Consider the following 14,570-nt stretch of genomic DNA (forward strand, 5'->3'; position numbering starts at 1 on the left):
ATGAAAAGCAACAGCGCCGTGGCGTTCGCCGCCCAGCCAGCAAAAGCCTTTAACTCACGCGAAGGGCTGATTCTGCTGCTATTAAAACTGCGCACCTTTATCGCGTTGTTCCTGATCGTGGGTTTCTTCTCGGTGACGGTGCCGGATTTTCTCGCACTCGGCAGCATGGTGATTATGGTGAAGCATATCGCCATCAACGCCTTCCTGGCGTTGGGGATCACCTTTGTCATTATCACCGCCGGTATTGATCTCTCCATCGGTGCGACGCTCGGGTTGTGCGGCATGATCGCGGGCTGGCTGATCACCAAAGGTATCGTGCTGCCGATGTTTGGTATCGCCATCTTCCCCAGCGTGTGGGTAATTGTGCCGCTGGTTTTGCTGGCAGGAGCCTTAATTGGTGCCGCCAACGGCTGGATCATTACGCGCTATAACGTCGCACCCTTTATCTGCACCCTTGGCACCATGTACATCCTGCGCGGTACCGCGATGCTCACCTCCGGCGGCGAGACGTTTCCTGGCCTGCAAGGCAATCCGCTGCTCGGCAATACCGGCTTTGACAAAATCGGTGCCGGGTACTTTCTCGGCCTGCCGTGGGCCATCTGGATGATGGTGCTGCTGGCGCTGGTGATCGCCTATATCGCCCGGCGGTTGCCGTTTGGCCGCCAGGTGTATGCGATTGGCGATAACGAGCGGGCGGCAGAACTCTCCGGGGTGAAGGTGAAGCAGGTGAAAATCTGGGTTTATACCTTGTCCGGATTCTGTGCAGCGATCGCCGGGATTGTGGTGTCATCGCAGCTGGTGGCCAGCCATCCCGCCAACGGCACCTCGTTTGAAATGAACGCCATCGCGGCAGTGGTGCTGGGCGGTACTTCGCTGGCAGGGGGGCGCGGCACTATTCTCGGCACGCTGGTGGGGGCCTTCGTTATCGGCTTTCTCGCCGATGGTTTAATCATGATGGGAGTTAGCGAATTCTGGCAAATGGTGATTAAAGGCATCGTGATTATTGTCGCGGTGATCATTGACCAGATGCAAAGCCGGATGCAGCAAAAAGCCGCGGTAGTGGCGCAGAAGGCGCTGATCGAGGAGGGGGGCAGCAACGCAAAAGTTTAATCGGTTGGGGTGCAGGCGGCCCTTGTCTGTCCCCCTTTTTTTGCTATGCAGGAATATATATTCAGATTCGATTTAAAATTCAGAGGTAACCATGAATCCTTTCAAATACTCTGTGGCTGAGCTGACTGCCAAAGCGCGGGCGGTGCGTCGGCGGATTATCCAGCTCAATGCGGGCAGCCCGGCAGGTGGACACACCGGCGCCGATCTGTCGCAGGTGGAAATCCTGACAGCCCTCTATTTCCGCATTCTCAATTGTGCGCCCGATCGGACTAACGATTCGCAGCGCGACATCTATATCCAGTCTAAAGGCCATGCGGTGGGCGGTTATTACTGCGTGCTGGCGGAAGCGGGCTATTTCCCTGGCGACTGGCTGCCGACCTATCAGCATGCCGATTCGCACCTGCCGGGCCACCCGGTACGACAAAAAACCCCGGGTGTCGAGCTGAATACCGGCGCACTCGGCCACGGTTTACCGGTGGCTGTCGGGATCGCGCTGGCAGCGAAAAAGGATGGTAGCAACCGCATGATTTATGTGGTGACCGGCGACGGTGAACTGGCGGAGGGCAGTAACTGGGAAGCGGCGCTGGTGGCGGCGCATTATGGCCTCGATAACCTGGTGATTATCAACGATAAGAACAAGTTACAGCTGGCAGGACATACGCGCGACATCATGAACACCGATCCTCTGCCGGAAAAATGGCGTGCATTCGGCTTAGAAGTCACCGAATGCAACGGTAACGATATGGCGGCAGTAGTGGAGACGCTGGAAAACCTGCCGCGCAATGGCAAACCCCAGGTGGTGGTGGCTGATACCGAAAAAGGCTTTGGTGTTTCGTTTATTCAAAGCAAGGCCGAGTGGCATCACCGGGTACCGAAGGGAGAAGAAGTCGCACAGGCACTGGAGGAGCTGAAAGATGAGTAATGCACAACACCTGGCCAACGTGATGGTCAACGCGTTTATTGACGCGGTCAATCGTGGTATCGATCTGGTGCCGGTGGTGGCGGATTCGACATCTACCGCCAAAATATCGCCCTTTATCAAGGCATTCCCGGATCGGCTGGTGAATGTCGGCATCGCCGAGCAAACCCTGGTGGGCACTGCTGCCGGGCTGGCGATCGGCGGCAAAGTGGCGGCGACCTGTAACGCTGCGCCTTTTCTGATTTCACGCGCCAATGAACAGGTGAAAGTCGATGTTTGCTACAACAACACCAACGTCAAGCTGTTCGGCCTGAATGCCGGGGCCAGTTACGGCCCGCTGGCCAGCACCCACCACAGCATTGACGACATCGCCGTGATGCGTGGCTTTGGCAACATCGAAATCTATGCGCCTTCCTGCCCGCTGGAGTGTCGTCAGATCATTGATTACGCGCTGGAACATGTCGGGCCGGTGTATATCCGTCTTGATGGTAAAGACTTGCCGCAACTGCACGATGAAAACTACCAGTTCCGCCCGGGCCAGATTGATGTATTGCGCACCGGGCGCGACATTGCGCTGGTGGCGATGGGATCGACGGTACACGAAATTGTCACAGCGGCAGAGCAGTTGCAGACGCAGGGGATCGATGCAGGTGTGATCGCCATTCCATCGATTCGCCCTTGTGATACCCAACAGCTGCGCGACCTGTTAAATCACTATCCAGCGGTGATCACCGTGGAAGAACATAACGTTAACGGCGGCGTAGGCAGCCTGGTGGCGGAAGTGCTGGCCGAAGGGGGCTGTGGCATCCCGCTGTTACGGCTGGGTATCCCGGATGGGCAATACGCCATCGCCGGAGATCGCGCCTCTACCCGTGCCCGGCATAGCATTGATGCTGCTGGCGTAGTGAACAATGCAGTGCGCATTTGCGCAGGAGCGTGAACATGGCAGGGCCGTTAATACTGGCGATTGATGAGGGCACCACCAACGCCAAAGCGATAGCCGTGGACCGCAGTGGCACGGTAGTGGCGCGTGGCAGCCAGCCGCTGACGCTGGCCCATCCACAACCGGGGCTGGCGGAGCAGGACCCACTGGCGATCTGGCAGGCGGTAAAACAGGCGGTGACGGATTGCCTGGCACAATGCGGCGGCGCACCGGTAGCCGCCGTGGCGATCAGCAATCAACGTGAGTCGGTGCTGATCTGGCAGCGGCGTGACGGGCAGCCGCTCACCCCGCTGGTGAGCTGGCAGGACCGCCGTTCCGAATCGTTCTGCCGTGATTTGCGCCAGGCGGGCAAAGCGGCACGCATCACCGGCCTGACCGGGCTGGCGGTTGACCCGATGTTTCCCGCCGCCAAACTGACCGGCATGCTGGCGACGCTGCCGGACGGTCTGGCGCGCGCGCAGGCAGGAGAGCTGTGCATCGGCACTGTTGATAGCTGGTTAAGCTGGCAACTCACCGGCGGCGAGTGTTTTGTGACCGACCATGCCAATGCGGCCCGCACCCAGTTGTATAGCCTGCACGCGGGTGACTGGGATGATGAGCTGCTGGCGTTGTTTCATATTCCGCGCGCTGCCCTGCCACAAATTGTTCCTTCTGCCAGTGCGCAGGGAGTGGTGACCCTTGGCGATATCCCCGGTTTAGCACCCGGTACGCCGCTGCTGGCGCGTATCGGTGATTCCCATGCGGCGTTACAGGCACAGCGCAACGGCAGCGAGGAGGTGGTGAAGGCCACTTACGGCACCGGATCGTCACTGATGATGTCGATGGCTACGCCGTTGCTGACGGAAAACGGCCTCAGCACCACGGTGGCCTGGCATGACGGCACTTTGCGTTTTGCCTTTGAGGGCAATATCACCCACACCGGTTCTGGTGCAGCCTGGCTCGGGCGCATGATTGGTGTCAGCGATCCGCGGGAACTGACACGCATGGCGCAAAGCACGCCAGATAACCAGGGTGTCTATTTTGTTCCGGCGCTGTCCGGGTTGGGCGCGCCCTGGTGGGATCTGAAAGCACGCGGCATGTTATGCGGCTTAACCGATGCGGCGACACCTGAGGTGCTGGCGCGGGTGGCACTGGAATCGATCACCTTTCAGATCGCCGATGTGTTTTTCGCCATGGAACAGGCGAGTGGCGTGCAGCTGGCGACGCTGTGCGTGGATGGCAGCGCCACGGAAAACAGCTGGCTGATGCAGCTGCAGGCCGATGTGCTACAGCGTCCGCTGCACCGGGCACCGACGCCGGAAGTGTCGGCGCTGGGCGCAGCATTGCTGGCCGGACGTACGCTGAGCTGGTGGCAGCAGGGCAGTGAAATGGCGGCGTTGCAGGGTGGCAGCGTGATCTATCCACGTGAGGAGCGGGCGAAACAGATACAGGAAAACTATAAAGGCTGGCTGGACGCAGTCTCACGCTGCCGTTATCAGCCCCATTAGTCTGGAACAGTGCGGCGCGGGCAGGCCGCGCCGTGATGGTTACTGGAATCGATTTGCCTTGTCACGTGCCAGGCGTTCCAGCGCAAAGATCACCTGCTGCAGCTGGCGCTCCTGCACCGGTTCGATCGCAGTAAAGCGAAAACTCAGACGCGGGGTGATGCGGGTTTCATTTTTGCTGGTGACGGTGCTGCGCTCGCCAATATGCAGCAGTTGTGCCGTCACCTCAAAATGACCATATTCCCCCAGTTCGACGCGCAGATTTTTAAACGAGTCGCCCTGGCTCAGGCCTTCGGGCAGCTTTTCATCCACCAGCACTCCAATGCCACCCAGCGACAGATCCTGCAAACGAAAACGCACTTTGTTGCCGTCCGGCCATTCACTGTGGCACCAGAATGCCGGCTCCAGTGGTGCGCTGACGCGAAAAAATTCGCGGCGCTGAATTTGCCACACCAGCTCCGGCAAAGGGGCACTGAAGGCAGGCAGCCCTTCATAAGTCACTTGCTGCAAACCACTCAGGCTGAATTCTACCTTCGCTCCCTGGGTTTCTGCCGCGATGTTGACTTCGCCGCTACTTAACGCCAGAGCGTTATCCTGCGCATTGCTGCCGAGGTCGAAGATAACCTGATCTTCGTCCGTTGCCAGCATTCGGCTAATAAACTGACTGTGGGAGACGCTCACCATCAGCGGGGTCTGATAACGTAACAGGTCTTTCATCACATTCAGAACCGCCAATGTGCCTCGTTTCAGATATTGTTCTTTATCGGCTTCTTTCACGTCCTGCTCCACTTTCCGATCGTTACCATCACGCCTGCGCGGCTTTGCGACTGTTATCGGTACAGGATAAAGAAGCTTTAGTCTGCTAACTATTTTTTCCCGTTGCGTTTGTGCAGCAGATCAAAAATCCCGGACTATACTTATCGCTGTGAACACCTTGATTAATAAAGTAAGGAGCAACAAATGGGTATCATTTCATGGATTATTTTTGGCCTGATTGCCGGGATTATTGCTAAATGGATTATGCCAGGTAAAGACGGCGGCGGATTTATTATGACCGTGGTTCTCGGCGTGGTAGGTGCGGTTGTCGGCGGCTGGATCAGTACCCTGTTTGGCTTTGGTAAGGTGGATGGATTTAACTTCGGCAGCTTCGTGGTGGCGGTCATTGGTTCCATCGTGGTGCTGTGGATTTACCGTAAAGTTCGCAGTTAGTTATTACCGAAATCAATCACAGGTGCGCATGAATGCGCACCTTACGCCTGACAGGTCGGCATTCATGCCGACCTGTCAGTTAAAAATCATAACCAATCGTTGCCGTCACGGTACGTTCCGCACCACGGTAGCAATAACCGGTACCATAACAGGCCGCAAGGTATTTACGGTCAGTCAGGTTATTGGCTGTCACCTGCAACCACGCCCCTTTCAGACCTGAGTTCCACGCGCTTAAATCAGCACGCACTGAAGCATCAAACAGCGTCACCGACGGCAGACGCGTGGTGTTTTCGTTATCTGCCCATTGCTTGCCAATGTAACGTATCCCCGCACCGGCACTCAGACCATAATCAAACTGATAATGACCCCAGAAGGACGCCATGCTGTTGGGGGTGACGTAAGGCGTATGACCATCGTTACCATCCACCGAGTCCTTAAAGCGCAGATGGTTCAGGGTATAACCGGCGAGGGTGCTGAAGCGCGGAGTGAGCTGATTGCGTGCCTCCAGTTCGATCCCCTGTGAATGGACCTTGCCAGAAGGCGTATAGGTGCCGGATATCACGTCACGGTTGGCGACATCGTTCTGTGTCAGGTCGTACACCGCAACCGAGTACATATCCCGTGTGCCCACCGGCTGGTATTTCACCCCGGCCTCATATTGCTCGGAGGTGGTCGGTTTCAACTGGTTGCCATTGGGATCGGTCAGCGAGGCTGGCGTAATTGCCTGGCTCCAGCTGACATAAGGCGAAATACCATTATCGAAGGCATACAGCAGGGCTGCACGGCCACTGATATGGTCGTCCTGGCGGCGGCTGGTGCCATTTTCGGAGACGATACGATCATAACGGCCGGAAAGATCCATATGCCAGCGATCCAGCTGTAACTCATCCTGTAAATAGAGACCGGTTTGATAGTAACGGCGCGTCTCTGCGGCCCAGTCATAATCCGGCATGGTACCCACCGCTTCGCCGGTCCACGGATTGAGTGAGCTGGCATAGCCGCTGGCACTCAAAATATCGTTCTTATAACGATGATACTCAGCGCCGAGGGTGACACGATGCTGCAATGCGCCGGTGCTGAAATCTGCCTGCAACTGGTTATCCGTCGCCCACGCTGACAGCGAGGAGCGCTCACCGGAATAATAACGGGTCAGCAGGTCCGGGTTGGTGGCATCCCAGCCAATCTGGTAGACCTGGTCCAGATCAACATTGGAGTGGCTGTAGCTGCCGGTGGTATGCACCGACCACACTTCATTGAAACGATGGGAGAAATCATAGCTATAGATCTGCTCATGACGTTTGAATTGATCGAGGGCACTATCCCCTTCATAGAAACTGTCGCTCAGCTTGCGGCCATTATGGCTGTACAGCGTACCTTCGGCAGGGACGGACCCGTGATAACCACCGGAAGGATCTTTTTGCAGGTAAGCACGCAGAATCAGGCTGGTATCTTCGTCCGGCTGCCACATCAGCTGGGGCGAAATGGCGTATTTCTCTTCGCGGGTATGATCGTATTGCGTGTCGCTGTTGCGGGTGATACCGGTGAGACGAAACGCCCATTGATCGTTGATTGCATTGGTGTAATCAAAGGCGGCGCTGTTGGTGGCATGGGTGCCGGTTGACAGCCGGAAGTGCCCCTCTTCGGCGAACTGCGGGCGTTTGCTCACCATATTCACCAGGCCGCCGGGTACCGTCTGACCATATAACGCCGAGGAAGGACCTTTGATCACGTCGATGCGATCGAGGAACCAGGGATCCACCTGCAACACATTGAAACTGCCGCCATCACTCATCACGCGCAGGCCGTCGAGGAAGGTGTTATCCACATCACCACCGTGGAAGCCGCGCAGCGAGATGGTGTCATAACGGGTGGCGGCACCGCCAAAGTTGGTAAACACGCCGGGAGTGTAATTCAAGGCCTGATTAAGATCGGTTGCCCCCTGGTCTTCCATCTGTTGCCGTGTGACCACCGAAATTGACTGTGGTGTGGTGATGAGTGGCTGGTCGGTTTTACTCGCGCCGCTGCTGCGGGTGGCCAGGTAACCCTGGGTTGGCGAGGTGGCGCTCTCCTGAGGTTGAGCGGTCACCACCAGCGCATCCTCGGCGAAACTGAGGCCGGGTAACGCCAGTGCCAGCGTGCACAACACACGGCAACGATTGAGGGTAAACAGGCGGGTCATGATAAGTCCTTAGACAGAAAAAGGCAGTGGGCTGCCAGAAAGCGTTAATAGAAATAAAAATTAGAGTGAGAATTATTATCTTTTAGATAAGGTCATTTCAAGATGTAAAAAAATCATCATCTCGCTGTGAGGAAAATTAACAGCTGCACGGACTGAAAGGGGGGTGTAGCGGTGCGATTAATCGCGCCGCTACGAGGGCCTGGCGATTAATGTGTGGCAGTCAGCGTCGGCATATTGGGAATATCCCGTGCGCTATTACAGGTTTTATCTTTTGGACAATATTTGTCGAGCAGCATCAGCGTCACGCCATTAGTCCAGCCGAAGCCGTCCTGCAGGGGATATTCACCACCGCCGCCACCACCAAGCTGGGCACCTTCCACCACGTATTTTTCTACCAGCTTGTGCTGTTTGTCATAGGTCATCTGGACGTTTTGCAGGAAGCGCTGACCAATCTGCTGTGCCAGCTGCGGCTGCTTATAATGTTCCAGCCCGGTCACGGCTACCCATTGCAGGGGGGCCCAGCCATTCGGTGCATCCCATTGCTGGCCGTTATTCACCGTGGTGGTCACCAGTCCACCGGGTTTCAGCAGCTGTTTCTCCACTGCGCTAGCCGTGCGATCCGCCTGTTTATCACTGGCGAGCTGTATATAAAGCGGGAACAGGGTGGCGGCGGTTAGCTGCGGTTGCACCTGCTTTTTCTGCCAGTTGTAATCGGCGTACCAACCCTGCTGCTCATTCCACAGATAACGATTAATCGCCGCCTGGCGTTTCTCTGCCTGCGCGGCAAACTGCTGTGCCCGATCGTTGTTTTTCGCCAGCTTCTCCGCTTTGGCTAAGGTCTGTTCCAGATGGAACAGCAAACTGTTCAGATCAACAGGTGCCAGCTGCGTGGTGCGGATCGAGGCCAGATTATGCGCATCAGTAAACCAGCGGGAACTGAAATCCCAGCCGGAGGCTGCACCTGCACGCAGATCGCGGTACACCTGCTTTTTATCGCGTTGCGGTGCCTTCTGCGCGGTGTTGACGTCATCCAGCCAGGATTCGGTACGTGGCACATCGCGATCGTCCCAGTAGCGGTTAAGCAGGGTGCCGTCGCTCAGTTTGATCACCCTCTGGCTGGCCTGGCCTGCGGCGACGTTGTCACTGCCTGCCATCCAGTAGTCATATTCCTTCTGCAACTGCGGCAGATACTTGGTATACACGCCATCACCGTCATGGCTTGCCAGCAAATCAATCATCAGGCTAAAAAAAGGTGGTTGGGAGCGGCTCAGATAGTAGCTGCGGTTGCCGTTGGGGATATGACCGTAACGATCGAGCTCAGAGGCGAAGTTATCTACCATATCCTGTACCCGATCCCAGTGACCGCTCTCCGCCAGGCCGAGCATGGTGAAGTAGCTGTCCCAGTAATAAACCTCACGGAAGCGACCACCGGGAACCACATAAGGTTTCGGTAGCGGCAGCAGCGAATCGTACTGGCCGGTGTTGGGTGTTGAACGCGTCAGGACCGGCCACAGGCCATCAATGTGCGCGCGCAGGCTCTGCCCGGCTGGCGGTACATAGTTATCCTGTGCGGCAGGCAGGGTGAAGTTGGCATCGACGAAATGCTTTAAATCGAAGTTGCGCTGGTTCTTTTGCATCTGCCAGTCGGCAAGAATCGAAGAGGGATTATATTTCGGGACCGCGTCGGCAAAGGTTTTCTGGTCCGGATAAAATTTAGCCTGCTGAACGGCATTGAAGAGGGGGCCGAGACGCACGTCGGGTGGTTGTGGCTGGCTACTGAGCATCCGGTTGTTATCTGCGGCCCCGGCAGTGACGGCTCCCATCAGCAGGGCGGTACTGAGCAACAGGCGAAAATGCCCCGGCGTGAATACGACATTTTTTATCATCGGTTTTTCTCCTTGTCCGAAAAAGTGGTGCGCTAACGCATTGACCACCCAAACAACTTTAGTCGCTATCGGGAGGGATGGCCGCCCGCAGCGCCGGAAATGTGAAGCACCCTGAATTAATCACGGCAGAAATTGCATTAACGCTAAGGTTTTTACTTGCCCTGCGGCGCTATTTCCCTGAGTCTGAAAGAAAAAAAATGGAGAGCAGTATGGAGATCATCTGGTATCACCCATCGATAGACCCCGAGAGCTGGCTCAGTGGGTTACAACAGCGATTGCCGCAGGCGCAGGTGCGTTACTGGCAGTCAGGCGATAACGCTCCGGCGGATTACGCGGTGGTGCGATCGCCGCCAGTGGAAATGCTGAGTGGACGCGCATTAAAAGGCGTATTTGGCATGGGTGCGGGCGTAGACGAAATCCTCAATCAGGTACAGCTTCACCCGCACATGTTAGGAGACAACGTGCCGCTATTCCGGCTGGAAGATACCGGTATGGCGCAGCAGATGCAGGAATATGCGACCTGGTGTGTGCTGGGCTGGTTTCGTCGCTTCGCTGACTATCAACGCCTGCAACAGCAGGCGCAGTGGCAGCAGCTTGATGGTTACACGCGGGAAAATTTCACCATTGGCATCCTCGGCGCGGGCGTACTGGGCCGCAGCGTGGCAGAGAGCCTGGTCCAGTGGGGGTTTCCGGTGCGTTGCTGGAGCCGATCGCCGAAAACCCTGGCGGGAATACAAACCTTTCATGGCGCTGACCAGCTGGCAGCCTTTCTGGATGGCACTCAGGTGTTGATTGACCTGTTGCCGACCACAGCAGAAACCACCCACCTGATCGATAAAAAATTGTTTGCCTGTCTGCCACAAGGGGCATTTTTCCTCAATATTGCGCGTGGTGCGCATGTGGTAGAGGACGATTTGCTGGCGGCACTCAACAGCGGGCAGCTGGCGGCCGCGACGCTGGATGTGTTCCAGACCGAGCCATTACCGGCAGAGCATCCGCTCTGGTCACATCCGCATGTCACAATTACGCCACATAATGCCGCAATGACGTTGCCGCAAGAGGCGATGGATTATATTGCAGATGCCATACTTAAGCTGGAGCAGGGGCAGCAAGCCCCCGGTCTGGTTGATCGTCAGCGCGGTTATTAAATCACTTTGCCGTTTGCCTGTTGCAGACGGCCTGTCAGGAGAAACCGATGTATCCCGTCGATTTACATATGCATACCGTTGCCAGTACCCATGCCTACAGCACGCTGCATGACTATGTTGTGCAGGCGAAACAAAACGGTCTGAAGCTGTTCGCGATTACCGATCACGGTCCGGATATGGCCGATGCGCCGCATTACTGGCACTTCGTCAACATGCGCATCTGGCCGCGCGTGATTGATGGTGTCGGTGTGTTGCGTGGCATTGAAGCCAATATCAAAAATCAGCAGGGTGAGATCGACTGTAGCGGCCCAATGCTGGATGCGCTGGATTTGATCGTGGCCGGTTTCCATGAGCCGGTGTATGCCCCGCGCGATAAAGCCCACCATACCGAAGCGATGATCGCGGCGATGGCTGGCGGCCTGGTGCATATCATCAGCCATCCGGGTAATCCTAAGTTTCCGGTCGATATCCGTGCCATTGCCGAAGCGGCGGCGCATTATGATGTGGCGCTGGAGATCAACAACTCGTCGTTCACCCATTCACGCCCAGGCAGTGAGCCCAACTGTCGTGCTATCGCTGAAGCGGTGCGTGATGCCGGAGGCCGTCTGGCGTTTGGTTCCGATTCCCATACCGCCTTTACTCTCGGTCATTTCGAGCATTGTCTGCGCATTACGCGGGAAGTGGATTTTCCCGAAGATCGCGTGTTAAATGTCACGCCGCGCCGCCTGCTCGATTTTCTTGAACTGCGCACCGGCAAGCATATTGTCGAACTGGCGGATTTTTAAATTTTTTCCTCAAGGAATCCTGTTGTATGAATGAGTTTTCCATTCTTTGCCGCGTCATCGGCTCGCTGTTCAATCGTCAGCCGCAGGACCCACTGCTGATGCCGCTGTTCACTTTGTTACGTGAAGGCAAATTACAGGCGCAGTGGCCGCTGGAGCAGGATGAGCTGCTGACCCGGTTGCAACAGAACAGCGACCCGCAGGCGCTGGCGGCGGATTACAACGCCTTGTTCGTGGGCAGCGATTGCAGCGTGCCGCCTTACGCATCGCAGTGGCCGAACGGGCCAACCGAAGCTGAGGTGCGCGCGTTTCTTAGCTCGCGTGGCATGCCGCTGGGTGAAGCCCCTGCGGATCATTTCGGTCAGTTGCTGCTGGCAGCTTCCTGGCTGGAAGACCAGTCGGCGGAAGATGAGTCTGCCGTACAACTGGCGCTGTTTGATGATTACCTGCTGCCGTGGTGCGGTGCGTTCCTGGGCAAAGTGGAAGCGCATGCCAGCACCGCGTTCTACCGTACGCTGGCGATGCTGAGCCGTGAAGCGATTCAGGCGATGCGCGACGAGCTGGCGGAAAGCGAAGACGACGCGGAGTAACTTACCAGCGGGCGACGCTGCTGCCGAGAGGCACACCCGGTGTCGCCCACAGCTGGGGCGTGCCGGGCAAATATGATGCGGCACGCAGCCTTGCACCAATGCCCCAGTGGGTAATTTCCAGCGCGGGCAGGGCATCGTCCGGTTGCGAGGCGATGCCGGTTTGCTCATTGCCAGGCGCAAAACCGTGCTGCTGCAACAGCAGCGCAGTGCGCGCCAGCGACAAACGCGCCTGCCAGCCGGTGCCGTTACTGCGTCGCTGGCGTAATCCTTCCAGTACTGCGGCAGCCAGCATATAACCGGTGGCGTGATCCAGCGCCTGTACCGGTAAGGGTGTCGGTGTTGTGTTTCCGCTCCACAGCATCCCCTGATGTGCAATGCCGCTCGCCATCTGCACCAGGCTGTCAAAACCGCGTCGGTTGCGCCACGGATCACTCCATCCCCAGGCGTTCAGGCTGACATCCACCAGCCCCGGTGACAGTTGCTGGCGTGTGGCAGCATCCAGCCCCAGTTTCTCCAGCGCATCAGCGCGATAGCCATGCACCAGCACATCTGCCTGGGACAGTAACCTACGTAGCTGTGCCAGCCCGTCACGGCTTTTCAGGTCCAGCCGGGCGCAGCGTTTGCCGCTGGTGATCTCCTCTTCCAGTGTCGGTTCCTGCCAGTCGAGGGGATCGATACGCAGCACCCGGGCACCAAGGCTGGCGAGAAAACGTGTGGCGACCGGGCCAGCTATGATGCGTGTCAGGTCCAGCACGCGAATGCCGTACAATGGCCGCGCCGCACTGAGTGCCCAGCCAGGGAGGGGGCCATCCGCCATGGCCTGACGGGCGAACAACGGTTCCTGGCTGACGGCGATCCCCTGCGGATGTTGTTGCCACTGCTGCACGCTGCGCATTTCGGCGGCGCAGCCACCCGCATCCACCACCGCCTGTTCCAGCGTCCCGGCTGACCACCGCAGCACTTCCGCCGCCAGCGCAGTGCGATCCGCATGCACGCCGAGCACGCTTTCCATCGCCTGCCGATGATGTGACGCGTTGGTATGCAGGCGGATCCAGCCATCTGCGGTGGCATAGTCACCGGCAAACGGGTCCCACAGCGCCGCAGGTGGGCGATTAAGGGGGATAAAGCTATGCTGGAACCAGCGCGAGGCCAGCCGCACATTAACACTTACCGGTGCCGGACGGCCCAGTAAATCGCTCAGCGCCTGGGTGGCGAGGCCGATGCTGGTGGCCGCCAGTTCACTGACGGCGTAGCAGGAACGAAAGGTATCGGGTTGGGAAAAGGCCAGTGGGGGCGCAGTGTCGTCTGCGCCGCGTAATCCCTGCCACATCTGCTGCCAGAGTGCGGCAGCGAGTGAATAATCCATGCGAAGCCTCCGGATAAATCGCGGTTCACAAGTCGCTCAGCGACGGCGCAGACGCGGAAATCGCGCGTGCATGCGCAGATTACGCAGATTAATCACCGCAATCGCCGTACCCAGTACCACCAGAGAAGCGCCCAGGATCTTAAAACTGTTCAGGCTATCGCCCAGAATAGCAATCCCCATCAGCACCGCCAGCACCGGGGTCAGCAGCGAGTAGGGCATGATCAGATTGACGTTGTACTTTTTCAGCAGCGCGTACCACAGGGTATAAGCGACGATCGACGAAGCAAGGGCGCTGTAGAGAATGCCAAACCAGCCACGCCAGCCAGCATGGCTCAGAGAATAAAATTGTTGTGATTCAGTGAGCCAGGACGCCACACCGACAATCGGCACCGCCAGGAACGAAATCCATCCTGTTAGCGTTAGCGGCTTAATTGGCGGGGATTTTTTCACAATCATATTGCTCACTGCCCAGCCGGTGGCGCTGCACAGCAGGATGCAAAGTACCCACCAGGCGGGAATGGTCGGGCTGCCGGACAGAACCACCACGCCACTCAGGGATATCGCGATGCCAATCAGCTGCACCAGGCGTAACTTCTCTTTCAGTATCACCATCGCCAGCAGCATGGCGATCGGGGTGCCAAGCTGCACTACAATCGCACCGGTCCCGGCGTCGGTATAACGCATGCCGACAAACAACAGCGAGAAGTGCATAAAACCAAAGGTGAAGGCCAGAGCCAGCAGCCACGGCAATTGTTCACGGGTGATGCGGCAAAAGGGGATCAGCACAATCGCCACCACCACAAAGCGCATCCAGGTCAGGAACAGTGGCGGAAGCTCCAGTAATCCCCACTTTATCGCTATGTTGTTGAAGGCCCAGATGGAGACCACCATCAGAACCACAAAAAAATGCCGCACCGCCACAATGTCATCCTTCACACAAATTTTGTTTTCACC

The 14,570-nt window shown here is 57.3% G+C and carries 13 protein-coding genes; 8 read left to right on the top strand and 5 right to left on the bottom strand.

Annotation, left to right across the window (positions count from 1 at the left end; genetic code table 11):
• From PW844_RS13050 to PW844_RS13065, 4 genes are all read left to right on the top strand, one after another.
• Positions 1 to 1,110: an ABC transporter permease gene (locus PW844_RS13050; protein WP_208714696.1), complete on the top strand. Its 1,110-nt coding sequence runs from the start codon at positions 1 to 3 to the stop codon at positions 1,108 to 1,110.
• A 91-nt stretch (positions 1,111 to 1,201) separates the two neighbouring features.
• Positions 1,202 to 2,032, top strand: a complete 831-nt coding sequence (locus tag PW844_RS13055; protein WP_299452198.1) for a transketolase — start codon at positions 1,202 to 1,204, stop codon at positions 2,030 to 2,032.
• The gene (locus PW844_RS13060) at positions 2,025 to 2,969 is read left to right on the top strand and encodes a transketolase C-terminal domain-containing protein (protein WP_299452201.1); all 945 of its coding nucleotides are present in this window, start codon (positions 2,025 to 2,027) and stop codon (positions 2,967 to 2,969) included. The genes PW844_RS13055 and PW844_RS13060 overlap by 8 nt, the downstream gene beginning before the upstream one ends.
• A gap of 2 nt (positions 2,970 to 2,971) precedes the next feature.
• A complete protein-coding gene (locus PW844_RS13065) occupies positions 2,972 to 4,459 on the top strand; it encodes an FGGY family carbohydrate kinase (protein ID WP_299452204.1) in 1,488 nt (495 codons plus the stop codon).
• A gap of 39 nt (positions 4,460 to 4,498) precedes the next feature.
• Here PW844_RS13065 and PW844_RS13070 read toward each other — a convergent pair whose 3' ends face one another.
• Positions 4,499 to 5,233, bottom strand: coding sequence for a flagellar brake protein (locus PW844_RS13070; RefSeq protein WP_299452207.1), 735 nt, complete (start codon positions 5,231 to 5,233; stop codon positions 4,499 to 4,501).
• A gap of 183 nt (positions 5,234 to 5,416) precedes the next feature.
• Between PW844_RS13070 and PW844_RS13075 the strand changes: the two genes are divergently transcribed.
• Positions 5,417 to 5,665 (top strand): GlsB/YeaQ/YmgE family stress response membrane protein, encoded by a 249-nt coding sequence (locus tag PW844_RS13075; RefSeq protein WP_299452209.1) that lies wholly within the window; start codon positions 5,417 to 5,419, stop codon positions 5,663 to 5,665.
• A gap of 79 nt (positions 5,666 to 5,744) precedes the next feature.
• Here the strand turns inward: PW844_RS13075 and PW844_RS13080 are convergent, their stop codons facing one another.
• The gene (locus PW844_RS13080; protein WP_299452212.1) at positions 5,745 to 7,844 is read right to left on the bottom strand and encodes a TonB-dependent siderophore receptor; all 2,100 of its coding nucleotides are present in this window, start codon (positions 7,842 to 7,844) and stop codon (positions 5,745 to 5,747) included.
• 206 nt (positions 7,845 to 8,050) lie between these two features.
• Positions 8,051 to 9,730, bottom strand: a complete 1,680-nt coding sequence (gene treA / locus PW844_RS13085; protein ID WP_299452214.1) for an alpha,alpha-trehalase TreA — start codon at positions 9,728 to 9,730, stop codon at positions 8,051 to 8,053.
• Positions 9,731 to 9,939: 209 nt separating this feature from the next.
• Here treA and ghrA point away from each other — a divergent pair, with 209 nt between their 5' ends.
• Genes ghrA through PW844_RS13100 form a run of 3 tightly spaced genes read left to right on the top strand, consistent with a single transcriptional unit; the run spans position 9,940 to position 12,250 of the window.
• Positions 9,940 to 10,878, top strand: coding sequence for a glyoxylate/hydroxypyruvate reductase GhrA (ghrA, locus tag PW844_RS13090; RefSeq protein WP_299452216.1), 939 nt, complete (start codon positions 9,940 to 9,942; stop codon positions 10,876 to 10,878).
• A 47-nt stretch (positions 10,879 to 10,925) separates the two neighbouring features.
• Positions 10,926 to 11,663 carry a phosphatase gene (locus tag PW844_RS13095; RefSeq protein WP_299452218.1) on the top strand — a complete coding sequence of 246 codons (738 nt, stop codon included), beginning with the start codon at positions 10,926 to 10,928 and terminating at the stop codon, positions 11,661 to 11,663.
• A 26-nt stretch (positions 11,664 to 11,689) separates the two neighbouring features.
• Complete coding sequence (locus tag PW844_RS13100) at positions 11,690 to 12,250, top strand: molecular chaperone (protein ID WP_299452220.1); 561 nt, start codon at positions 11,690 to 11,692, stop codon at positions 12,248 to 12,250.
• A gap of 1 nt (position 12,251) precedes the next feature.
• Here the strand turns inward: PW844_RS13100 and PW844_RS13105 are convergent, their stop codons facing one another.
• Both PW844_RS13105 and PW844_RS13110 read right to left on the bottom strand, forming a co-directional pair.
• Positions 12,252 to 13,616, bottom strand: coding sequence for a CoA transferase (locus tag PW844_RS13105; protein WP_299452222.1), 1,365 nt, complete (start codon positions 13,614 to 13,616; stop codon positions 12,252 to 12,254).
• 36 nt (positions 13,617 to 13,652) lie between these two features.
• Complete coding sequence (locus tag PW844_RS13110; RefSeq protein WP_208717104.1) at positions 13,653 to 14,537, bottom strand: EamA family transporter; 885 nt, start codon at positions 14,535 to 14,537, stop codon at positions 13,653 to 13,655.
• Positions 14,538 to 14,570 lie beyond the last annotated feature (33 nt).

Origin of the sequence: Pantoea sp., assembly GCF_028283705.1 — a bacterium.
In the GTDB taxonomy this organism is placed as follows: domain Bacteria; phylum Pseudomonadota; class Gammaproteobacteria; order Enterobacterales; family Enterobacteriaceae; genus Pantoea.